General features: G+C 57.5%; 24 protein-coding genes. 13 read left to right on the top strand and 11 right to left on the bottom strand.

The window, feature by feature from the left end; translation table 11 throughout:
• Positions 1-2 precede the first annotated feature (2 nt).
• Positions 3-1,016: an aldo/keto reductase gene (locus AF70_RS04655; protein WP_028940662.1), complete on the top strand. Its 1,014-nt coding sequence runs from the start codon at positions 3-5 to the stop codon at positions 1,014-1,016.
• Between the two features lie 50 nt (positions 1,017-1,066).
• Here AF70_RS04655 and AF70_RS04650 read toward each other — a convergent pair whose 3' ends face one another.
• Positions 1,067-1,264, bottom strand: coding sequence for a hypothetical protein (locus tag AF70_RS04650; RefSeq protein WP_169342462.1), 198 nt, complete (start codon positions 1,262-1,264; stop codon positions 1,067-1,069).
• Between AF70_RS04650 and rarD the strand changes: the two genes are divergently transcribed.
• Complete coding sequence (gene rarD, locus AF70_RS04645) at positions 1,212-2,099, top strand: EamA family transporter RarD (RefSeq protein WP_019578798.1); 888 nt, start codon at positions 1,212-1,214, stop codon at positions 2,097-2,099. The genes AF70_RS04650 and rarD overlap by 53 nt on opposite strands.
• A gap of 67 nt (positions 2,100-2,166) precedes the next feature.
• On the opposite strand, the gene hppD is transcribed toward rarD, so the two are convergent.
• Both hppD and AF70_RS04635 read right to left on the bottom strand, forming a co-directional pair.
• Positions 2,167-3,243 carry a 4-hydroxyphenylpyruvate dioxygenase gene (gene hppD, locus AF70_RS04640; protein ID WP_028940663.1) on the bottom strand — a complete coding sequence of 359 codons (1,077 nt, stop codon included), beginning with the start codon at positions 3,241-3,243 and terminating at the stop codon, positions 2,167-2,169.
• 246 nt (positions 3,244-3,489) lie between these two features.
• Positions 3,490-4,437, bottom strand: a complete 948-nt coding sequence (locus AF70_RS04635) for a DMT family transporter (protein ID WP_028940664.1) — start codon at positions 4,435-4,437, stop codon at positions 3,490-3,492.
• A gap of 78 nt (positions 4,438-4,515) precedes the next feature.
• Between AF70_RS04635 and AF70_RS04630 the strand changes: the two genes are divergently transcribed.
• From AF70_RS04630 to AF70_RS04620, 3 genes are all read left to right on the top strand, one after another.
• Positions 4,516-5,388, top strand: a complete 873-nt coding sequence (locus tag AF70_RS04630) for a LysR family transcriptional regulator (RefSeq protein ID WP_028940665.1) — start codon at positions 4,516-4,518, stop codon at positions 5,386-5,388.
• 103 nt (positions 5,389-5,491) lie between these two features.
• A complete protein-coding gene (locus AF70_RS04625) occupies positions 5,492-7,027 on the top strand; it encodes an EAL domain-containing protein (protein ID WP_028940666.1) in 1,536 nt (511 codons plus the stop codon).
• A 233-nt stretch (positions 7,028-7,260) separates the two neighbouring features.
• Positions 7,261-7,626, top strand: a complete 366-nt coding sequence (locus tag AF70_RS04620) for a histone-like nucleoid-structuring protein, MvaT/MvaU family (protein ID WP_007935661.1) — start codon at positions 7,261-7,263, stop codon at positions 7,624-7,626.
• A 175-nt stretch (positions 7,627-7,801) separates the two neighbouring features.
• Here AF70_RS04620 and AF70_RS04615 read toward each other — a convergent pair whose 3' ends face one another.
• A complete protein-coding gene (locus AF70_RS04615) occupies positions 7,802-8,326 on the bottom strand; it encodes a DUF4946 domain-containing protein (RefSeq protein ID WP_026286641.1) in 525 nt (174 codons plus the stop codon).
• Between the two features lie 134 nt (positions 8,327-8,460).
• On the opposite strand from AF70_RS04615, the gene gloA reads away from it, so the two are divergent.
• Positions 8,461-8,982: a lactoylglutathione lyase gene (gene gloA / locus AF70_RS04610; RefSeq protein WP_007935657.1), complete on the top strand. Its 522-nt coding sequence runs from the start codon at positions 8,461-8,463 to the stop codon at positions 8,980-8,982.
• Between the two features lie 73 nt (positions 8,983-9,055).
• Here gloA and ahpF read toward each other — a convergent pair whose 3' ends face one another.
• The 3 genes from ahpF to AF70_RS04595 all read right to left on the bottom strand — a co-directional run bounded on the left by ahpF (position 9,056) and on the right by AF70_RS04595 (position 12,393).
• Positions 9,056-10,618: an alkyl hydroperoxide reductase subunit F gene (ahpF, locus tag AF70_RS04605; RefSeq protein WP_019578794.1), complete on the bottom strand. Its 1,563-nt coding sequence runs from the start codon at positions 10,616-10,618 to the stop codon at positions 9,056-9,058.
• A gap of 134 nt (positions 10,619-10,752) precedes the next feature.
• Positions 10,753-11,316, bottom strand: coding sequence for an alkyl hydroperoxide reductase subunit C (gene ahpC, locus AF70_RS04600; RefSeq protein ID WP_007935654.1), 564 nt, complete (start codon positions 11,314-11,316; stop codon positions 10,753-10,755).
• A gap of 138 nt (positions 11,317-11,454) precedes the next feature.
• The gene (locus tag AF70_RS04595) at positions 11,455-12,393 is read right to left on the bottom strand and encodes a site-specific integrase (protein WP_028940667.1); all 939 of its coding nucleotides are present in this window, start codon (positions 12,391-12,393) and stop codon (positions 11,455-11,457) included.
• Positions 12,394-12,571: 178 nt separating this feature from the next.
• Here AF70_RS04595 and AF70_RS04590 point away from each other — a divergent pair, with 178 nt between their 5' ends.
• The gene (locus tag AF70_RS04590; protein WP_028940668.1) at positions 12,572-13,591 is read left to right on the top strand and encodes a DNA-binding protein; all 1,020 of its coding nucleotides are present in this window, start codon (positions 12,572-12,574) and stop codon (positions 13,589-13,591) included.
• Here AF70_RS04590 and gorA read toward each other — a convergent pair.
• Positions 13,588-14,946 carry a glutathione-disulfide reductase gene (gene gorA, locus AF70_RS04585; protein WP_019578792.1) on the bottom strand — a complete coding sequence of 453 codons (1,359 nt, stop codon included), beginning with the start codon at positions 14,944-14,946 and terminating at the stop codon, positions 13,588-13,590. The two genes, AF70_RS04590 and gorA, sit on opposite strands and share 4 nt — an antisense overlap.
• A gap of 130 nt (positions 14,947-15,076) precedes the next feature.
• Positions 15,077-15,916 (bottom strand): UTP--glucose-1-phosphate uridylyltransferase GalU, encoded by an 840-nt coding sequence (gene galU, locus AF70_RS04580; protein ID WP_003182953.1) that lies wholly within the window; start codon positions 15,914-15,916, stop codon positions 15,077-15,079.
• Between the two features lie 280 nt (positions 15,917-16,196).
• Between galU and AF70_RS04575 the strand changes: the two genes are divergently transcribed.
• Entirely contained in the window at positions 16,197-16,385 is a 189-nt protein-coding gene (locus AF70_RS04575) for a hypothetical protein (protein ID WP_007935646.1), read from the top strand.
• 140 nt (positions 16,386-16,525) lie between these two features.
• The gene (locus AF70_RS04570; RefSeq protein ID WP_028940669.1) at positions 16,526-16,798 is read left to right on the top strand and encodes a hypothetical protein; all 273 of its coding nucleotides are present in this window, start codon (positions 16,526-16,528) and stop codon (positions 16,796-16,798) included.
• Positions 16,799-16,811: 13 nt separating this feature from the next.
• Here the strand turns inward: AF70_RS04570 and AF70_RS04565 are convergent, their stop codons facing one another.
• Both AF70_RS04565 and AF70_RS04560 read right to left on the bottom strand, forming a co-directional pair.
• Positions 16,812-17,042: a hypothetical protein gene (locus AF70_RS04565; RefSeq protein ID WP_007935641.1), complete on the bottom strand. Its 231-nt coding sequence runs from the start codon at positions 17,040-17,042 to the stop codon at positions 16,812-16,814.
• Between the two features lie 72 nt (positions 17,043-17,114).
• Positions 17,115-17,471 carry a hypothetical protein gene (locus AF70_RS04560; RefSeq protein WP_019578790.1) on the bottom strand — a complete coding sequence of 119 codons (357 nt, stop codon included), beginning with the start codon at positions 17,469-17,471 and terminating at the stop codon, positions 17,115-17,117.
• A gap of 212 nt (positions 17,472-17,683) precedes the next feature.
• Here AF70_RS04560 and AF70_RS04555 point away from each other — a divergent pair, with 212 nt between their 5' ends.
• From AF70_RS04555 to alkB, 4 genes are all read left to right on the top strand, one after another.
• Positions 17,684-17,986, top strand: a complete 303-nt coding sequence (locus AF70_RS04555) for a DUF1883 domain-containing protein (RefSeq protein ID WP_007900033.1) — start codon at positions 17,684-17,686, stop codon at positions 17,984-17,986.
• A gap of 28 nt (positions 17,987-18,014) precedes the next feature.
• Positions 18,015-18,185, top strand: a complete 171-nt coding sequence (locus AF70_RS04550) for a hypothetical protein (RefSeq protein ID WP_086945763.1) — start codon at positions 18,015-18,017, stop codon at positions 18,183-18,185.
• Positions 18,186-18,312: 127 nt separating this feature from the next.
• A complete protein-coding gene (locus tag AF70_RS04545) occupies positions 18,313-19,023 on the top strand; it encodes a 2OG-Fe(II) oxygenase (protein WP_028940670.1) in 711 nt (236 codons plus the stop codon).
• On the top strand, positions 19,013-19,693 hold the full coding sequence (alkB, locus tag AF70_RS04540) for a DNA oxidative demethylase AlkB (protein ID WP_028940671.1): 681 nt from the start codon (positions 19,013-19,015) through the stop codon (positions 19,691-19,693). The genes AF70_RS04545 and alkB overlap by 11 nt, the downstream gene beginning before the upstream one ends.
• The last annotated feature ends 70 nt before the right edge of the window (positions 19,694-19,763 follow it).

Raw genomic sequence — 19,763 nt, 5'->3', positions numbered from 1 at the left:
TCATGAGCTATCGCACGCTGGGTCATTCGGGTTTACAGGTGTCGACCCTCACATTGGGCACCATGATGTTCGGCGAACAGACCAGCACCGAAGATTCCCTGCGGATCATCGGCAAGGCCTGGGACCAGGGCATCAACTTCATCGACACCGCGGACGTGTACACCAATGGCCGCTCCGAAGAGATCGTCGGCGAAGCGATCGCCAGCCACCGCCACGAATGGGTGCTCGCCACCAAGGTCGGCTTCGGCCCGGTGGACGGTGTGCCGAACCGCAGCGGTTTGAGCCGCAAGCACCTGTTCAATGGCATCGACGCCAGCCTGACGCGGTTGGGCACCGATTATCTGGACATCTATTACCTGCACCGCGAAGACCACAACACGCCGCTGGAAGTCACGGTGTCGGCCATCGGCGATCTGATTCGTCAGGGCAAGATCCGCTACTGGGGCCTGTCGAACTACCGTGGTTGGCGTATCGCCGAAGTGATTCGTTTGGCCGACAAACTCGGCGTCGACAGGCCGGTGATCAGCCAGCCGCTGTACAACATCGTCAACCGTCAGGCGGAAGCCGAGCAGATCACCGCCGCGCAAAACTATGGCCTCGGCGTGGTGCCTTACAGTCCGCTGGCGCGCGGTGTGCTCAGCGGCAAGTACGCGCCGGATGTGACACCGGACGCCAACAGCCGCGCCGGTCGCCAGGACAAACGCATCCTGGAAACCGAATGGCGGGTTGAGTCTTTGCGCATTGCCCAGCAGATCCAGCAATACACCCGGGACCGTGGCGTGGGCATCGTCGAGTTCGCCATCGCCTGGGTGCTGAACAACAGCGCCGTCACCTCGGCCATCGTCGGCCCGCGCACCGAAGAACAGTGGGACGGGTACACCAAGGCCCAGGCGGTGAAAATCACGGCGGAAGATGAAGCCTTTATCGATTCGCTGGTGACACCGGGGCATGCGTCGACGCCGGGGTTCAATGATGTGAGCCATTTTGTGCCGGGACGTAAACCGCGTTCGGCTTGAGGTTTATCGCGGGCAGGCTCGCTCTCACAGGTTCTGTGTCGATCTGCTGACTATGCTTCGATGAAGTTACTTGTGGGAGCAGGCTTGCCTGCAACATCCACCGCGATGTTGAAAATATCGATCACCCGGCCAATATTCAGCACAAAAACCACGTATCCTGCGCGCCCCGTTTGACCTTCAACCCGCGAGGACAGTTTGTCTAAAGGTATCGCTCTATCGGTCACAGCCTCGATGCTGTTTGCCGTCATGTATTACTACACCTCACTGCTCTCCCCCTTGAGTGGCGTGGAGATTTTCGGTTGGCGGATGTTGCTGACCGCGCCATGCATGACCGTGTTCATGGTGGTGTCCGGCGAATGGAAACGCGTGGTCGAGATTCTTCGGCGGCTGGCCGCCAAGCCGAAGTTGCTCATCGCCCTGATCGGCTCGGCAGTGCTGCTGGGCCTGCAACTCTGGTTGTTCATGTGGGCGCCGCTCAACGGTTATAGCCTCGACGTGTCGCTGGGGTATTTCCTGTTGCCGCTGTCGATGGTCCTGACCGGGCGAATCGTCTATGGCGAGCGCCTTTCCTACCTGCAGAAAATCGCCGTGTTCTTCGCCAGCCTCGGCGTGCTCAACGAGTTGTATCAGGTCGGCGGTTTTTCCTGGGCGACGTTGCTGGTGGTGATCGGCTATCCAATCTATTTCATCCTGCGCAAACGCTTGGCCACGGACAACCTTGGCGGGCTCTGGCTGGACATGGCGTTGATGCTGCCAGTGGCGTTCTGGTTCGTGCAGGGCGGTGAACAAGGGTTTGGCGTGTTCGATCAACATCCGTGGCTGTCGCTGTTGATTCCGCTGCTCGGGGTGATCAGCGCTTCGGCGCTGGTGGTCTACATCATTGCCAGCCGGCTGCTGCCGTTCAGCCTGTTCGGGTTGTTGAGTTACGTCGAGCCCGTGCTGTTGCTGGGCGTTGCGTTGCTGTTGGGGGAAAGCATCAAGGCCGGCGAATGGCTGACTTATATTCCGATCTGGCTGGCGGTGGTGGTATTGGTGTTTGAAGGGTTCAAGCATCTGGTCCGGCAACGACGCCGGCCAATGTAATTGCATGATTCAAAAAAAAGCCCGGCCAGCATTGCTGCTGACCGGGCTTTTTCACATCAGGAACGGCTTAATCGGTGGAGAGCACACCGCGACGAACCTGGTCACGCTCGATGGATTCGAACAGTGCCTTGAAGTTGCCTTCGCCGAAACCATCGTCGCCTTTACGCTGGATGAACTCGAAGAACACCGGCCCCATCAGGGTTTCCGAGAAAATCTGCAGCAGCAGACGCTTGTCGCCAGGCTCGGACGAACCGTCCAGCAAGATGCCCCGTGCTTGCAGTTGATCAACCGGCTCGCCGTGGTTCGGCAAACGGCCTTCGAGCATTTCGTAGTAGGTGTCCGGCGGCGGCGTCATGAAGCGCATGCCGATTTTCTTAAGCTGGTCCCAAGTATCGATCAGGTTATCGGTGAGGAACGCCACGTGCTGGATGCCCTCGCCGTTGAACTGCATCAGGAACTCTTCGATCTGCCCGGCGCCCTTGGACGACTCTTCGTTCAGCGGGATGCGGATCATGCCGTCCGGCGCGGTCATCGCCTTGGATGTCAGGCCGGTGTATTCGCCTTTGATGTCGAAGTAACGGATTTCGCGGAAGTTGAACAGCTTCTCGTAGAAGTTGGCCCAGTAGGCCATGCGACCGCGATACACGTTGTGGGTCAGGTGGTCGATGATCTTCAGACCGGCGCCGACCGGGTTGCGGTCAACGCCTTCGATGAACACGAAGTCGATGTCGTAGATCGAGCTGCCTTCACCGAAACGGTCGATCAGGTACAACGGCGCGCCGCCGATGCCTTTGATCGCCGGCAGATGCAGTTCCATCGGGCCGGTTTCGATGTGGATCGGCTGGGCGCCGAGTTCCAGGGCACGCTTGTAGGCCTTTTGCGAATCCTTGACCCGGAACGCCATGCCGCACACCGACGGGCCGTGCTCGGCCGCGAAGTACGAGGCCACGCTGTGGGGTTCGTTGTTGAGGATCAGGTTGATCGAGCCCTGGCGATACAGGTGCACGTCTTTGGAACGGTGGGTCGCGACCTTGGTGAAGCCCATGATCTCGAAGATCGGCTCCAGGGTGTTCGGGGTCGGCGATGCGAATTCGATGAACTCAAAGCCCATCAGGCCCATTGGGTTTTCGTATAAATCTGCCATTTTGGCGCCTCATCATGCTTTTAGAATTAACGGATCGTTAGTTGCTAGCAATGCTGAGACCGGCGGGTGGCGCGCAGGAGATGCCCCTCACGCTGCGGGCGAGGAAGTCACCGTAGATCAATTGAAACCCGAATATCTTCATTGTCGACCCAAGGCTCTTGCGGGCGAGGCTTCTGCTGCCAGAAGACGATTATTATTGTATGCGTAACCGGATTCTACACAGCGTAAATCAGTTTGTCCGCCTTCTTATACAATCCCCTTTTTCGTGGCATGCGCAAGCGGTTTGTTGCACAGGAAAATCCCCGCCAGGATCAGCCCGCCGCCCAGGCACATCACCAGTGTCAGCTGTTCGCCCAGCAACAACGCGCCAAGAAGAACAGCCGTCAACGGGTTCAAGGCGATGAACACGCCCGAGCGCGTCGCGCCGATTTTGCGGATGCCGTCGTAATAACCAATGTAGGCCAATGCCGAACCCAGCACGCCCAGGTACATCAAGCTCAACCATTGTTGTGCGCCGAGCCCGGTGAGCGCCGCGACACTCAACTCGCCCCGCACGGCGCTGGTCACCCAGAGCATCAGCGTGCCGAGCAAAATCGAGTACGTCACCGTCTGCACCGGCCCCAGTGTTTGATTCAGGCCTTTGGAAAATAGCGAGTAAATGCCCCAGCCGAGTACGCAGCCGAAGATCAACAAATCGCCAATCCAGGCATCGGCGTTGCCGGCCAGTAACTGCGGATTGCGGCTGACAATCACCAGGCTGGCGCCGGCAATGCAGATCGCGATACTGGCCACTTTCGCCCGACTCAGCCGCTCCTTGAACAGCAGCCACGAAGCCAGGCCGATCACGGCCGGGTTCAACGCAACGATCAACGATGCCCGAGACGCGTTGATGTAATGCAGCCCGTAAAAGAAGCACAGGTTGTAGAAGAAAATCCCGAAGAATCCCAACAGCGCCAATTGCAACCATTGCCTGGGGCTGGGTCGCACCAAGGGCACCCGTGCCAGCAGCAGGAACAACAGCAACGCCACGCTCGCCAGCAGGAACCGCAGACTCGCAGCGAATAACGGACTGAGACTGTCGGCCAGAAACCGCCCGGCGACGAACGTCCCGCCCCAGATCATGGTGACCGCCGCCAGTTTCAGATAAACCGGCACATCCGAAGGGTTCGCAAGGGTCTGTTCACACGTAGTCATAAGTCTCCACCGCCAGAAATCGGGCACGTGGCGTATCATTCGACTAATGATCGATCATCGTAAAATGAGTAAAAGCTCATGACCCTCACTCAACTCGAGATTTTCTCGCTGGTGGCCGAACTGCGCGGCTTCACGGCGGCCGCCCATCGTTTAGAGATTTCCCAGTCTGCGGTCTCCCACGCACTCAAGTCGCTGGAACAGGAATTGGGCGTCGAACTGTTGCGTCGGCATCAGTCCCAGGTCGAGCTCAGTGATATCGGCCAGCAGCTATTACTGCGCGCTCGGGCAATGCTCGGGCTGGCCAACACTTTGCGTCAGGAGGCGGCCGATTCACGCGGGATGAAAACCGGCACTCTGCGTATCGGCTCGTTCGGCCCGACCTCATCGATCAAGCTGTTGCCCAGGATCTTGCAGCACTACCGCGCCTCGCATCCGGGCATCGAGGTTCATATCGATGAAGGGCCGGATCGCCAGGTGATCCAGTGGCTGGAAGAACGGCGTATCGATATTGGTTTCGTGGTGTTACCCCAGGAACGTTTTGACACGATTGCACTGATCGAAGACCAGATGGTCGCGCTGTTGCCTGCCGATCATGCACTGGCCGGTCGCGACAGCGTGAGTTTGAGCGACTTGTGCCACGACCCTTTTGTGCTGACCGAGGCTGGGTCTTCGGAGCTGGTGTCGCGCCTGTTCAATACGGCGCGATTGACGCCGAACATTCGGTATCGCTGCTCGCAGTTGCTCAGCACGCTGGACACGGTAGGTCGTGGCGATGCCCTGACCGTCGTCGCCGAAGGCTCACTGCCCGATGGCAACGACAGCCGCTACGTGAAAAAGCCACTGTCACCCCCCATCAGCCGCCAGGTTGGTCTGGCGGTGCTCGATCAGCGTCAGTCATCCCCCGCGACGCTGGCCTTTATTAAACTGGCCTCAAGATTGATTAAAGGTTGACCGGCATAAGGGCCGATAGCCAACTATCATGGCTGAACTCTTTTGGGAGGCATGTCGACCTGCCAACCTTTGAGAGCCCTCTTTTATCGCGATGGATTTGCGAATGCCACTGAACGTCAAAAGTCGCCGCAAGCGTGGTACCCGGATCACTGTGACTGTTTTGAGCGGATTGCTCCCGGTGTTGCTGGGAGTCGCCATTCTCTATCTGCAGGCTGAACGTACCCTCAAGCAGAGTACTGAACTGACTGGCGAAGAATCCATTCGCCAATTCGAACTGATGCTCGACAACACCGCCCAAGCCGCGCAAGAACTACTGCCGCTGGCTGGCAAAAACTGCAATGACGTCAAACTGGCCTTGCGCGAACAAGTTACGCGCCGGCCCTTCGTGCGCTCGACCAACCTGGTGTGGGACGACAACCTCTATTGCAGTTCGTTGTTCGGTGAATATCAGGAAAAGGTCAATCCCGGCGACTACACCCAAGGCCAGTTATGGCTCATGAACGGCAACCCCGTCACGCCCAATACCGCGCTGTTGGTGTATCGGCTCAGCGAAGGAAATAAAGGGGCATTGACCACGCTGAACGGTTATCACCTGAGCAACGAATTGCGCCTGATCGGCCGCAAGACATTACTGTTGCTACAAGTCGGTCCCAACTGGTTGTCTGCCGACGGCAAAGTTCACGAGGACGCCCCACCCGCCTTGCCGGTAGCACAAAGTACGCTGACGTCCTCGCGTTATGCCTTTACGGTGGCCGCAGGTTTCCCCGAAGGAGAAACCTGGCGTTACATGCGTAGTGAATACCCCCCACTGTTCAGTCTGTTGATGTTCTTCGGCATGGTGTCAGGTTCGATCGGGCATGTGCTGCAGAAGCGCTCGATGTCGCCCAGCCGTGAAATGCAGCGGGCGCTGGAGGCAGCAGAATTCATTCCTTACTTTCAGCCCGTGGTGCATGGCGACAATAAGCGGTGGTCCGGCACCGAAGTATTGATGCACTGGAAACATCCCAGGGAAGGCCTGGTGCGTCCGGATCTGTTCATCCCGTTTGCCGAACATTCCGGGCTGATCGTGCCGATGACCCGCTCGCTGATGCAACAAACCGCCACATTGCTGGCGCCCTTGTCGGCATCGTTTGACGGGCCGTTCCACATTGGCATCAACATCACCGCCAGTCATTGCCGGGACCTGGAACTGGTCGAAGACTGCCGTGAATTCCTCAGCGCTTTTGCACCGGGCAGTGTCCACCTGGTGCTGGAGTTGACCGAGCGCGAACTGGTCGAACCGACAGCCATCACTCTGCAGTTGTTCGAACAGCTTCGCGCGCTGGGCGTGATGATCGCCATCGACGACTTCGGCACCGGCCATTCAAGCCTCGGTTACTTGCGTCAGTTCAATGTGGACTTCCTGAAAATCGACCAGAGCTTTGTTGCCATGATCGGTGTCGACGCCCTCTCCCGGCACATTCTGGACAGCATCATCGAACTCTCGGCCAAACTCGATCTGGGTATCGTCGCCGAAGGTGTGGAAACCGAGGAGCAAAGTGACTATCTGACCGCCCATGGCGTGAACTTTCTGCAAGGTTATCTGTTCGGTCGGCCGATGCCCGGAGCAGAATTCATTAGTGCATTAAGTGATCATTAACTAGTCACGTTAAGCGCCGAGACCATGATGATGCGCACCAAATTGAATCAAAAGACTACTCTTGTTACATGAAGAAAAAGTCAGGATTTACTCTTGACCATTTAACTACTACAATTTTTCATACCTGTGCAAAATCGGCAGGCGTGTCATTATCACCGAGTCGCTTCAAGGCTCTTGGCTTATAGCTTTGTTTGCGGTTGGTTTCAGCCAAACACACTATTGGAGTAAAGATATTGTCCAGACTCGCTGAATTCCGTGCAGCTGAAAAGGCCCTTCAAGAACAGCTCAAGCAGTTGGAATCGCTGAAGAACGATGCCGGGCTCAAGAAAGAAATCGAATTCGAAGAAAAGCTCCAGGGGCTGATGAAAACCTACGGCAAGAGCCTGCGCGACATCATCGCCATTCTCGACCCGCACCCGGCGAAATCCGGCCTGCAGCAGGCAACAGCGCCTAAAACCCGCCGCGCTCGCGTGGTCAAGGTTTATCAGAACCCGCACACCGGTGAACTGATTGAAACCAAGGGCGGTAACCACCGCGGCCTGAAAGCCTGGAAGGAACAATACGGTGCAGCCACCGTTGACTCCTGGCTGCGTGCCTAAGCGCTCACGGTAATAAAAAAAGCCCTGCCAATGCAGGGCTTTTTCAAGGATGCCGTCTAAAATGCGACGATAGTCGCCGATCAACTCGCTATAGACTGACTAACTTTGTGCTTAATCCGTTTGGCTATCTAAAAATCCGGGCCATGCTCAAAAACGTGGGTACAGAAACCTTAAACTAAAGTTTCAAGCTGTTTCGAGCTGCCTCTATGTCGCCCTGACTTGCCTTATAAACCTCAGCCTGCCCCGCGTAGGAAAGAACATAGGCTTTATCGCCGTCCACTGCGGCGACCAATGTTTGAGACAACACATGTCGACCGTTCTGGGTAATGGTGCAGGTAGTTTCCAGCGCCGATAACCGGCTCAAGGCAGTCGGATGAATTTTGTTGCAGACGCTCTGATAGCCGCCCTGAAAAAAGTCCTTCTGCACGGACTTGCGCATTTCCAGTAACACACCTTCCAGATTCACCTGATGACCGCTTTCCACTTGAGTCATGGTCAACTCCATCACCATTACCGGTGTCCCGTCCTGGTCGTTTTTTACCGCGCGCTGACGGGAAACCTGAGGCTTGGCCTCGTCTTGCGGAACGGTCTCGACAGTCCATCCATTGGGCCAGGTCACGACCGGAGCTTCTGCATCAGCACGGGTAACACCTGAAAGCAGACACATCAGGACGAACATCAATTGACAGGGTCGGATCATTGTAATGAACACTCACGGATTGAGCCGCGAAGTCTGAGCTTCACCCGCCCGACAGGCAAGCCTGCGGTTTTGGTTTGGCGATGCCAGGACCCTTGCGTATCATTGTGAGCATTCTTGGAATTTCCGGAGGGCCCATGAGCCTGCACGAACTCAATACATTTCCTGGTGTGACCGCCCAACCTGACACCGCCACCCAGAAGTTCGTCTTCAACCACACTATGCTTCGGGTCAAGGACATCACCCGGTCGCTGGATTTCTACACCCGCGTCCTGGGTTTCTCGCTGGTGGAAAAGCGTGATTTCCCGGAAGCCGAGTTCAGCCTGTACTTCCTGGCGCTGGTCGATAAAAACCAGATCCCGGCCGATGCCGCTGCCCGCACCGAGTGGATGAAATCGATCCCCGGCATTCTCGAACTGACCCACAACCACGGCACCGAGAACGACGCGGATTTCGCCTACCACAACGGCAACACCGACCCGCGCGGCTTCGGCCATATCTGCATCTCGGTGCCAGACATCCGTGCCGCGTGCGAACGTTTTGAAGCCCTGGGCTGCGATTTCCAGAAACGCCTGAACGACGGTCGCATGAAAAGCCTGGCGTTCATCAAGGACCCGGATGGTTACTGGGTCGAGATCATTCAGCCGGCACCGCTGTAAATCAAAATCAAAAGATCCACCCACAAAAAACCCCATGATCGCTCATGGGGTTTTGTGTTTTCAGCTTCGGCGTTTATGCCGGCGCCGAGGTACGGATCAAGTGATCGAATGCGCTCAGGGAAGCCTTGGCGCCCTCGCCCACTGCAATCACGATCTGCTTGTACGGCACGGTGGTCACGTCGCCGGCCGCGAACACGCCGGGGATCGACGTCTCACCACGGGCATCGACAATGATCTCGCCACGCGGCGACAGCTCGATGGTGCCTTTGAGCCAATCGGTATTAGGCAACAGACCGATCTGCACGAAGATCCCTTCCAGCTCGACAGTACGTAGCTCGTCCGACTGACGATCCTTGTAGCGCAGGCCGTTGACCTTCTGGCCGTCGCCGGTCACTTCAGTGGTTTGCGCACTGGTGATTACGGTGACGTTCGGCAGGCTGTGCAACTTGCGCTGCAACACCGCATCGGCACGCAGTTGTACGTCGAACTCCAGCAGCGTTACGTGGGACACGATCCCCGCCAGGTCGATGGCTGCTTCGACGCCGGAGTTACCGCCACCGATCACCGCCACACGCTTGCCTTTGAACAGCGGACCGTCACAGTGCGGGCAGTACGCCACGCCCTTGTTGCGGTATTGCTGCTCACCCGGAACGTTCATTTCACGCCAGCGCGCGCCGGTGGCGAGGATCACGGTCTTGGCTTTCAAGGACGCGCCGCTGGCGAAATGGATTTCGTGCAGTTCACCGTTTTTGCCCGGCACCAGCTTGTCGGCGCGTTGCAGGTTCATGATGTCCACGTCGTACTGTTTGACGTGTTCTTCCAGCGCCACGGCCAGTTTCGGCCCTTCTGTTTCCTGCACGGAGATGAAGTTCTCGATGGCCATGGTGTCGAGCACCTGGCCACCAAAACGTTCAGCCGCCACACCGGTGCGAATGCCTTTACGAGCGGCGTAGATTGCCGCCGAAGCACCGGCCGGGCCACCGCCGACGACCAGTACGTCGAAGGCTTGCTTGGCGCTGATCTTCTCGGCCTGACGCTCGATACCGCTGGTGTCGATCTTGGCGAGGATTTCTTCCAGGCCCATGCGACCCTGGCCGAAGTTCACGCCGTTCAGGTAAACGCTTGGCACGGCCATGATCTGGCGCTCGTCAACTTCGGCCTGAAACAGCGCGCCGTCGATGGCGACGTGGCGGATGTTCGGGTTCAGCACGGCCATCAGGTTCAGCGCCTGAACCACATCCGGGCAGTTCTGGCAGGACAGCGAGAAGTAAGTCTCGAAATTGAACTCGCCTTTGAGCGAGCGGATCTGCTCGATCACTTCGGCGCTGGCTTTCGATGGGTGGCCGCCGACTTGCAGCAGGGCCAACACCAGGGATGTGAATTCGTGGCCCATCGGGATGCCGGCGAAACGCAGGCTGATATCGGCTCCCGGGCGATTGATCGAGAACGATGGTTTGCGCGCATCGTTACCGTTGTCGAGCAAAGTAATCTGGGTGGAAAGACTGGCAACGTCTTTGAGTAACGCGAGCATTTCCTGGGATTTCGCACCGTCGTCGAGGGAGGCAACGATCTCGATCGGCTGAGTGACCCGTTCCAGGTACGATTTCAACTGGGCTTTAAGATTGGCGTCCAACATACGGGCGATTTCCATGTATTTGATAAAAAGAAGTCGAAAAAAACGCCCGAGCGAATCTCGCCCGGGCGTTTTATGGGGCGGTGCAGCTTACTTAGTAGGTGCGGAGCTCCGCCCTGATGAAGCGCGTCACAGACTTAGATCTTGCCGACCAGGTCCAGGGACGGAGCCAAAGTGGCTTCGCCTTCTTTCCACTTGGCTGGGCACACTTCGCCCGGGTGAGCAGCGACGTATTGAGCTGCCTTGATTTTGCGCAGCAGCTCGGAAGCGTCACGGCCTACACCGCCATCGTTGAGTTCAACGATTTTGATCTGGCCTTCAGGGTTGATCACGAAAGTGCCACGGTCAGCCAGGCCAGCTTCTTCGATCAGCACGTCGAAGTTGCGAGAGATGACATGAGTCGGGTCGCCGATCATGGTGTACTGGATTTTGCCGATGGCTGGCGAAGTGTTGTGCCAGGCAGCGTGGGCAAAGTGGGTATCGGTGGAAACGCTGTAGATCTCGACGCCCAGTTTTTGGAACTCGGCGTAGTTGTCAGCCAGGTCTTCCAGTTCGGTCGGGCAAACAAAGGTGAAGTCAGCTGGGTAGAAGAAAACGACAGACCACTTGCCTTTCAGGTCAGCGTCCGACACGTGTACGAAGTCGCCGTTTTTGAAGGCGTTAGCTTTGAACGGTTTAACTTGGCTGTTGATGATAGGCATCGGTGACTCTCCGTCAGGGGTTAAGAAGTTGATGTGGTGAATCCTACCCACCCGATCGCCGGTTGGCTCATTGGCAAACCTGATGCTGCTGATTTGTTTTCGCTATTAGCCGAGCGTATTGATAGAAGAAAACGTGATCTACAGCGCCAACGGCTTTTCAGCGATTCGGGTCATCCCGAGAAACGGGCTGGCTTCAACATAGCGCATGGCTGACTTCACATCCTTCCAGCCCACGTAATTCATCAACGATTTCAAATCCCAACCGCTCTGATGGGCCCAGGTGGCAAAGCCGCGACGCAGGGAGTGACTGGTGTAGTGCTCGGCCGCAATGCCGGCTCGCTCCAGTGCCTGGCGCAACAACGGGATCACGCTATTGGCGTGCAAGCCCTCCTCGCTCAAATGGCCCCAGCGATCGATCCCACGAAACACGGGGCCACGGACCAACGCGGCTTCGGTAATCCATTCGATGTAGGCCTGCACCGGGCACAGGCGCTGCAAGGCGGGTGTCTGGTAAGTCTGCCCGAGGTTCTCGCGATCGCCCTTGCTGCGTGGCAAGTAGAGGGTAATGCCTGAACCGGCGCTGGCTTGTACATGCTCGATCTGCACGCGGCACAACTCATCGCTACGAAAACCACGCCAGAAGCCCAGCAAGATCAGTGCGGTGTCGCGCCTGGCTCTCAGCAATCCCGCTCGATCGCCCTGCGCCCTGGCGGATTGCGCTTCCTGCTCCAGCCAGGCGATCACTTGCTCCAGATGCTGCAACTGCAACGGCTCAGCCTGTTTTTCCTGGGCCGGGTGCAATGCGCGAATGCCTTTGAACACCTTGCGCACCACCGGGGCCTTGGTTGGATCGGCGAACCCCTGGCTGTTGTGCCACTGGGCTAGCGCGGACAAGCGCAACTTCAAGGTATTGATCGACAGCACGCCCGCATGTGCAACCAGGTATCGCGCAACGCTATCGCTGGTCGCCGGCAGGAACCCACCCCAACTGACTTCGAAGTGCTCGATGGCCGCGCGATAGCTGCGACGGGTGTTGTCACGGGTGGCGGCTTGCAGGTAGCGATCCAGATCGGTCATGGGCTCTGTGCTCGAAAACGTACCGCGTTGGCGATTGAAAACCCGGTCTACAGCTAATCACACGGGGTAATACCAGTATATCCCGCATCAGCTATTACGAGTTTTTAACTTTATTCATGGCATGGTACATTGCGCATATTAGTGGTACGTACCACAGTATCAAATCGTAGGAGAACACATGGCACGTGGCGGCGTAAACAAGGCACTGGTGCAAGCGGCACGCTCGGCAATCCTCGCCCGGGGCGAGCATCCGAGCATCGACGCAGTGCGGATCGAAATGGGCAATACCGGCTCGAAAACCACGATCCATCGCTATCTGAAAGAGCTCGACGACGGCGCCGAACCCGCACCAGCACCTTCCGAACCGATCGATGATGAGCTGACGGCCCTGGTGGCGCGGCTGGCGCAACGCCTGAAAGAGCAGTCGCAAGAACCCATCGACCAGGCACGCGCGCAGTTCGAACAACAACGAAAAGAGCTGGAAACCCAGCTGCACGAGGCCCGCGAGGCCAATACCGAATTGCAGCAGCAATACGAAATTCAAAGCCTGGCACTGACCCAGGAATCGGCTGAACTGCACGACACTCGCTCGATGCTGCAAACCGAGCAAACCCGCAACGCCGGGCTGAACCAGGCACTGGCCGATTTCGAATTACGCTTGCAGGACAAGGACGAGCAGATCCGCTCACTGGAAGAAAAACACCTGCACGCCCGCGAAGCACTGGAGCACTACCGCAACGCCGTCAAAGATCAGCGCGAGCAGGAACAGCGACGCCATGAAGGTCAGGTGCAGCAGATTCAGATGGAATTGCGTCAGGCCCAGCAAAGCGCACTGGTACGCCAGGATGAAATCACCCAACTGCATCGCGACAACGAGCGTCTGCTGACCGAAAACCGGGGCACGCTGCGGGAGTTGAGCCTGTTGCAGGAGCAACTCAAGCACACCAACAGCCGACAGGATCAGTTACTGGAACAGGTCACCCGCATCGACAGCGAACGCACCCTCCTCCAGGAACGCTTGCGCATTGCCTTGCTGGAAAGCCAGTCGCTCAAGCAGAACATTGACGAGCAGACGCACATCAACAAAGCGCTGGAAGTTGAACTGATCAAGTTGCAGGCAAGGCTGGATGAAAGCGTGCGCCTGGCCGCTGTCGTTGCGACAGCGCCAGACGCATCAGCGCCACAGAAGAACGATTAACCCGCGACCGGCGTGCGCATGGTGACGAACTCTTCGGCGGCCGTCGGATGCACGCCGATGGTTTCGTCGAAGTCGCGCTTGGTCGCGCCCGCCTTGAGGGCAATCGCCAGCCCTTGCACGATCTCACCAGCGTCCGGGCCGACCATGTGGCAACCCAGGACCTTGTCGGTCTTGGCGTCCACCACCAGTTTCATCAAGGTACGCTCCTGGCATTCGGTCAGGGTCAGCTTCATCGGCCGGAAACGGCTTTCGAAGATCACCACATCGTGCCCGGCCTCTCGCGCTTCTTCTTCGGTGAGGCCGACAGTGCCGATGTTCGGCAAGCTGAACACGGCGGTCGGGATCATCTTGTAATCCACCGGGCGATATTGCTCAGGTTTGAACAAACGCCGCGCCACGGCCATGCCTTCGGCCAGAGCAACCGGCGTGAGCTGTACCCGACCAATCACATCACCGAGGGCCAGGATTGACGGTTCAGCGGTTTGATACTGTTCATCCACCTCGACAAAACCTTTCTTGTCGAGTTTGACCCCGGTGTTTTCCAGCCCCAGGTTGTCGAGCATCGGACGCCGACCGGTGGCGTAGAACACACAATCCGCCTCCAGCTCACGACCATCCTTGAGCGTCGCCTTCAGGCTGCCATCGGCCTGTTTGTCGATACGCTCGATGTCGGCATTGAATTGCAGGTTCATGCCGCGCTTGGTCAGCTCCTCCTGCAAATGCTTGCGCACTGCGCCGTCGAAGCCACGCAGGAACAGATCACCGCGATACAGCAGCGTGGTCTCGGCGCCCAGCCCGTGGAAAATCCCGGCAAACTCCACTGCAATGTAACCACCACCGACCACCAGAACACGCTTGGGCAGCTCTTTAAGGAAGAACGCCTGGTTGGAGCTGATCGCATGCTCGCGCCCCGGAATCTCCGGGATCTGCGGCCAGCCACCGGTGGCAATCAAGATGTTTTTGGCGGTGTAACGCTCGCCATTGATCTCAACCTGGTGCGGATCGACGATTTTCGCGTGACCTTCATGCAAGGTCACACCGCTATTGACCAGAAGATTGCGATAAATGCCGTTCAGGCGATTGATCTCGCGATCCTTGTTGGCGATCAGCGTCGCCCAGTCGAATTTTGCGTCGCCTGGGGTCCACCCAAAACCTTGCGATTGCTCGAAGTCTTCGGCGAAGTGCGCGCCGTAGACCAGCAGCTTTTTCGGCACACAGCCGACGTTCACGCACGTACCGCCCAGATAACGGCTCTCGGCCACGGCGACTTTCGCACCAAAACCGGCCGCGAACCGCGCAGCCCGCACACCGCCGGAACCGGCACCAATCACATATAGGTCAAAATCGTAGGCCATTTCTATCTCCTCGGCAGGACACCAGCATACCTGCGAGCGCCCTTTGGGCAAGCGTTGCAAACTATTTGGGGCCGAAAAATGAAAAAGCCACCCGAAGGTGGCTTTTCAATACAAGCAGGTCAGGCCGCTATCAGTAAGCCTTGCCAGTCTTGTAGAAGTTCTCGAAGCAGAAGTTGGTCGCGTCGATGTAGCCTTCAGCGCCACCGCAGTCGAAACGCTTGCCTTTGAACTTGTAGGCCATGACGCAGCCGTTTTGCGCTTGCTTCATCAGGGCGTCGGTGATCTGGATTTCGCCGCCCTTGCCTGGCTCGGTCTGTTCGATCAGGTCGAAGATGTCCGGGGTCAGGATGTAACGGCCGATGATCGCCAGGTTCGACGGTGCATCTTCAGGTTTTGGCTTCTCGACCATGCTGTGAACGCGATAGATGTCGTCGCGAATCATCTCGCCGGCAATCACGCCGTACTTGTTGGTCTCTTGAGGATCGACTTCCTGGATGGCCACGATCGAGCAGCGGAACTGCTTGTACAGCTTGACCATCTGGGTCAGTACGCCGTCGCCTTCGAGGTTGACGCACAAGTCGTCCGCCAGTACTACGGCGAAAGGTTCGTCGCCAATCAGTGGACGGCCGGTCAGGATCGCGTGGCCCAGGCCTTTCATTTCGGTCTGTCGAGTGTAGGAGAACGAGCACTCGTCGAGCAGTTTACGGATGCCGACCAGGTATTTCTCCTTGTCAGTGCCCTTGATCTGGTTTTCCAGCTCGTAGCTGATGTCGAAGTGGTCTTCCAGGGCGCGTTTGCCGCGACCGGTGACGATGGAGATTTCGGTCAACCCGGCATCCAGTGCTTCTTCGACGCCGTACTGGATCAGTGGCTTGTTTACCACCGGCAGCATTTCTTTGGGCATGGCTTTAGTCGCTGGCAGGAAGCGAGTACCGTAACCGGCTGCTGGGAACAAGCATTTCTTGATCATATAAGTCCTTGAAAGGGCTGTGTGTACGAGTTTCGGCGCAGTCTAATCAGGCGGCGTGCACCTTACAATGCCCCGCACTGGCTAACCGACGCCATCATAGAGAAATATTCTGATGGATAGTTCCGCAGATAAGCTGCACAACGTCTTATAGATAGCAGAGATCGACGACCTGCGCGGCCATCAGTCTAGCGACAATCTGCCCCACCCTACACCCATCGGCACCCGTTGAGGGCATTTGGCGCTATCATTGCGCACCTGAACCAGCCAACGAGGCAGATAGATGTCGGCAGCAAAAAGCGTCAACGGGTACCTGATCAATCAGGCGAAAGACGGCCAGTGGTGGATAGACAGCGTCGGCGGCGAGAATATTGCCGGGCCGTTCCCTACAGAAGCGTTGGCGATTGAAGTGGCATCGGTGTTGCAGGATCAACCCGCAGCACCCAAGCGGCGCGGCAAGGACAAGCCTTGAGCTGAACCTGGCGCGACCGCAGCCCTGTCTTTGCACAGGGCTTTTTTGTGAATGCCTGCAACGAAGTGGCCAATCGCTATAACCTTTCGTTGCAGCCGCTGTCATAGCGTTTAGCCCCCATCACTGACGACGACCACGACATGAAAAGATTCTTGCCACTGATTGCGGTACTGGCCCTGAGTGGCTGCGCCACGTCCGAAACGACTTACCTGAAAAATGGCGAGCAAGGCCTGACCATCGACTGCTCTGGAGAAGCCAACGCCTGGGCCAGTTGCTACGAAAAAGCCGATGCCTCTTGCGCCGGCACCGGCTATCGGATTGTCGGTACACCTTCGACCAAGGAAAGCGACAAAACCCTGGGCGTCGACGTCGGCAATTACAAGAACCGCAGTGTGGTGGTGGTCTGCAAGTAGGGCACCGATTGCCCTACATATGGATTTCGGCGAACTTGATCCCGAGCCCGCGTACGGTCTCGATCAAATCGTCAAGGCGGCTGAAGGACTCGACTTCATCGTTGTCATCCACCAGGAAAAAACTGCGCCCGGCGCTTTTCTTGAAAAATACGATCCACTCCCCCGGATTCGCCGGGTTCTGAATCACATGGGTGGCAGAGATATGACCCTCTGCGTGGCGCTCCCGCACCTGCTCTCGTTTCATGCTCGACTCCAGAAATGACAATGCCGTCAAAGTGCGACTTTGACGGCATCGATGCTGACCGAGGGTAGTCTATCAGCCAGAAATGCACGCGGTGGCGGCATTGCGCACATCCCATGGGCGCAACGGTACATTGGAGATGCGCTCATGCAGTTTGATGCTGCTGCCACCGGAGCGGTCTTCAATGTCAAACACCGCTGCCGGCCCCGAGGAGAACTTCTGCGGCACAATAACCCGCATGCCATCCTTTTGCGGCTCGACTTGCAGGGCCCCACGGCTACTGGCCAACTTCTCGACTAGGCACTGGGCGTACTCATGGGGCTTCTTGCCTGAAATCACGTTCATGGTAGGCAACGATGCAGTGATGTCCGAGACCGTCGCACATCCACCCACTGCCAATGCAAACGGTACGACCAGAACACCCCATTTCATATGAAACCTCCGATAAAGACCCTCCGACAGCACAAATGCTGTTTTTCTCCAAGGCTCCCTGCTTTTATCGCTCATAGAATTCCAAATAACTGTTTTTAATTGTCAAAGCGGACCCCGACAGCCAGATAATAACCTGTTCGGGCTGATAAACTGCGCCAATCGCCCATGCTATCGTTTTGATTTTGTAGAAAAAGCCCTTCTGGAGGCGCCTCATGAAATTTATCCACCAGCGCGAGCACCTCAACGAAGACGACATCGTCGTCATTCAGTGCTCCCAAATGTGCAACATCCGTTTGATGAACGACGCCAACTTCCGCAGCTTCAAGAACGGCGGCCGTCACACGTATCACGGTGGCGCATTCGACACCTTCCCGGCCCGGATCACCGCGCCGAGCACCGGTTTCTGGAACATCACCATCGACACGGTCAACCGCCGGCCGATCAGCGTGACCCGCAAACCGACCCTGACGCACTCGATCAAGATCATCCGCCGCTCCAGCTCGAAGCTGAGCTGAACCCACACCAGAACAGACAGGTATGACCGTGGCCCAGACGACCAAATACGTCATCAAATACAAACTCAACGGCGAGCGTCGCTTCGAATTCGCCCAGCTTGAAAACGGCACCGCAGAAGAAGCCAAGGCTGCGCTGGACAAGCTGCATGGCCAGAGCGAAGACGTCATCAGCGAGATCAGCGTCAGCAAAGCGCTGTAACGCGATCTGGAGCGACAACATGGACGTCTGCTCCCCTCGCGAATTCGACCGCAAGCGCCGGAGTGCCCGCTCTCGCAACGCTCACTAAACTGGCCGCCTCGACCTTTTGGTCAAGGAGTCAGAACCCTTGTTTACCGATCCGATTCACCACGATGCCCTCGACTGGGGCGCGCTTACGCAGCAACTCGACCAGGATGGCTGCGCGATCATCAAATCGCTTATAAGCCATAAGACCTGCGATGAAATAAGCGCCCTGTACGACTGCCCCGAACCCTTTCGCTCGAAAGTGGTGATGGCGCGCCACGGTTTTGGCCGTGGCGAGTACAAATACTTCAGATATCCGCTACCGGATCCGGTGGCCCGGTTGCGCAGCGCGCTCTACCCTCGACTGGTTCCCATCGCCAATCGCTGGTACGAATGCATGGATTTGCCGACCCGTTTCCCCGAATCCCATGAAGCGTTTCTGCAACGCTGCCATGCCGCCGGTCAGGAACGCCCGACACCTTTATTGCTGCAATACGGCCCGCAGGACTACAACTGCTTGCATCAGGATCTGTACGGCGAACACGTATTTCCGCTGCAAGTGGCGATTCTGCTGTCAGAACCGGAAGAGGACTTTACCGGTGGCGAATTTGTGCTGACCGAACAACGCCCACGGATGCAATCGCGCCCGCAAGTCATCGGACTGAAGAAAGGTGACGCGTTGATTTTTGCCGTGAATCAGCGCCCGGTTAAAGGCGTTCGCGGCTATTACCGAGTGACCCTGCGTCATGGGGTGAGTCGCCTGCACAGTGGAAAACGGCATACCCTTGGAATCATCTTTCACGATGCGTTATGAGCCCATGAACCCGATCACCTTCGATCTGTTTGCCGACGCCGAACCCGAGCAGCAGCCCAGGCACGAGCAAATCGGCGAACAATCCTACGTCCTCAGGGGCTTTGCCCTGCCCTGGCTCGACCGGTTACTACCGGCGCTGGAGGCGGTTCTGACAGCGGCGCCGTTTCGGCAGATGGTCACACCCGGTGGCTTTACCATGTCGGTGGCCTTGAGCAGTTGCGGCACCTGGGGCTGGACCACCGACCGCAACGGCTACCAATACACCCGCAACGATCCGCAAACCGGCGCGCCCTGGCCTGAAATGCCCGAGGTGTTTTTCGAACTGGCCCAGGCGGCGGCGCGAGAGGCCGGGTTTATGGCGTTCGTACCGGATTCCTGCCTGATCAACCGCTATGTTCCTGGGGCCAGGATGTCGTTGCATCAGGACAAAAACGAAAACGCCTACACCGCCCCCATCGTGTCGGTGTCTTTGGGGTTACCGGCGACGTTCCTGTTCGGCGGCTTCGAACGCAGCGCCAAAAGCCAGCGGGTGCCACTGTTTCACGGTGATATCGTGGTTTGGGGCGGCGTGGACCGTTTGCGTTACCACGGCGTATTGCCGATCAAGGAAGGCCAGCATCCGCGGCTGGGCGAACAGCGGATCAATTTCACTTTTCGTACTGCGCGATGATGCAGTCGAATTCGACCGCAAGACCCGGAGTGTGGCGTCGGTGCCGGCTGGTTAATCTGCATGAAACGGG

The sequence above is a fragment of the Pseudomonas sp. KD5 genome, from assembly GCF_012932895.1.
Classification (GTDB): Bacteria; Pseudomonadota; Gammaproteobacteria; order Pseudomonadales; family Pseudomonadaceae; genus Aquipseudomonas.
The sequence above is the reverse complement of the archived record's forward strand: the minus strand, read 5'-3'. Positions and strand labels throughout refer to the sequence as shown.

What these genes read in the sequence shown, in the direction of transcription:
- AF70_RS04655 (WP_028940662.1), top strand. Translation starts at nt 3, where the DNA reads ATGAGCTATCGCACGCTGGGTCATTCGGGTTTACAGGTGTCGACCCTC.
- AF70_RS04650 (WP_169342462.1), bottom strand. Translation starts at nt 1,264, where the DNA reads ATGACGGCAAACAGCATCGAGGCTGTGACCGATAGAGCGATACCTTTA.
- hppD (WP_028940663.1), bottom strand. Translation starts at nt 3,243, where the DNA reads ATGGCAGATTTATACGAAAACCCAATGGGCCTGATGGGCTTTGAGTTC.
- AF70_RS04635 (WP_028940664.1), bottom strand. Translation starts at nt 4,437, where the DNA reads ATGACTACGTGTGAACAGACCCTTGCGAACCCTTCGGATGTGCCGGTT.
- AF70_RS04630 (WP_028940665.1), top strand. Translation starts at nt 4,516, where the DNA reads ATGACCCTCACTCAACTCGAGATTTTCTCGCTGGTGGCCGAACTGCGC.
- AF70_RS04625 (WP_028940666.1), top strand. Translation starts at nt 5,492, where the DNA reads ATGCCACTGAACGTCAAAAGTCGCCGCAAGCGTGGTACCCGGATCACT.
- AF70_RS04615 (WP_026286641.1), bottom strand. Translation starts at nt 8,326, where the DNA reads ATGATCCGACCCTGTCAATTGATGTTCGTCCTGATGTGTCTGCTTTCA.
- gloA (WP_007935657.1), top strand. Translation starts at nt 8,461, where the DNA reads ATGAGCCTGCACGAACTCAATACATTTCCTGGTGTGACCGCCCAACCT.
- ahpF (WP_019578794.1), bottom strand. Translation starts at nt 10,618, where the DNA reads ATGTTGGACGCCAATCTTAAAGCCCAGTTGAAATCGTACCTGGAACGG.
- ahpC (WP_007935654.1), bottom strand. Translation starts at nt 11,316, where the DNA reads ATGCCTATCATCAACAGCCAAGTTAAACCGTTCAAAGCTAACGCCTTC.
- AF70_RS04595 (WP_028940667.1), bottom strand. Translation starts at nt 12,393, where the DNA reads ATGACCGATCTGGATCGCTACCTGCAAGCCGCCACCCGTGACAACACC.
- AF70_RS04590 (WP_028940668.1), top strand. Translation starts at nt 12,572, where the DNA reads ATGGCACGTGGCGGCGTAAACAAGGCACTGGTGCAAGCGGCACGCTCG.
- gorA (WP_019578792.1), bottom strand. Translation starts at nt 14,946, where the DNA reads ATGGCCTACGATTTTGACCTATATGTGATTGGTGCCGGTTCCGGCGGT.
- galU (WP_003182953.1), bottom strand. Translation starts at nt 15,916, where the DNA reads ATGATCAAGAAATGCTTGTTCCCAGCAGCCGGTTACGGTACTCGCTTC.
- AF70_RS04575 (WP_007935646.1), top strand. Translation starts at nt 16,197, where the DNA reads ATGTCGGCAGCAAAAAGCGTCAACGGGTACCTGATCAATCAGGCGAAA.
- AF70_RS04570 (WP_028940669.1), top strand. Translation starts at nt 16,526, where the DNA reads ATGAAAAGATTCTTGCCACTGATTGCGGTACTGGCCCTGAGTGGCTGC.
- AF70_RS04565 (WP_007935641.1), bottom strand. Translation starts at nt 17,042, where the DNA reads ATGAAACGAGAGCAGGTGCGGGAGCGCCACGCAGAGGGTCATATCTCT.
- AF70_RS04560 (WP_019578790.1), bottom strand. Translation starts at nt 17,471, where the DNA reads ATGAAATGGGGTGTTCTGGTCGTACCGTTTGCATTGGCAGTGGGTGGA.
- AF70_RS04555 (WP_007900033.1), top strand. Translation starts at nt 17,684, where the DNA reads ATGAAATTTATCCACCAGCGCGAGCACCTCAACGAAGACGACATCGTC.
- alkB (WP_028940671.1), top strand. Translation starts at nt 19,013, where the DNA reads ATGCGTTATGAGCCCATGAACCCGATCACCTTCGATCTGTTTGCCGAC.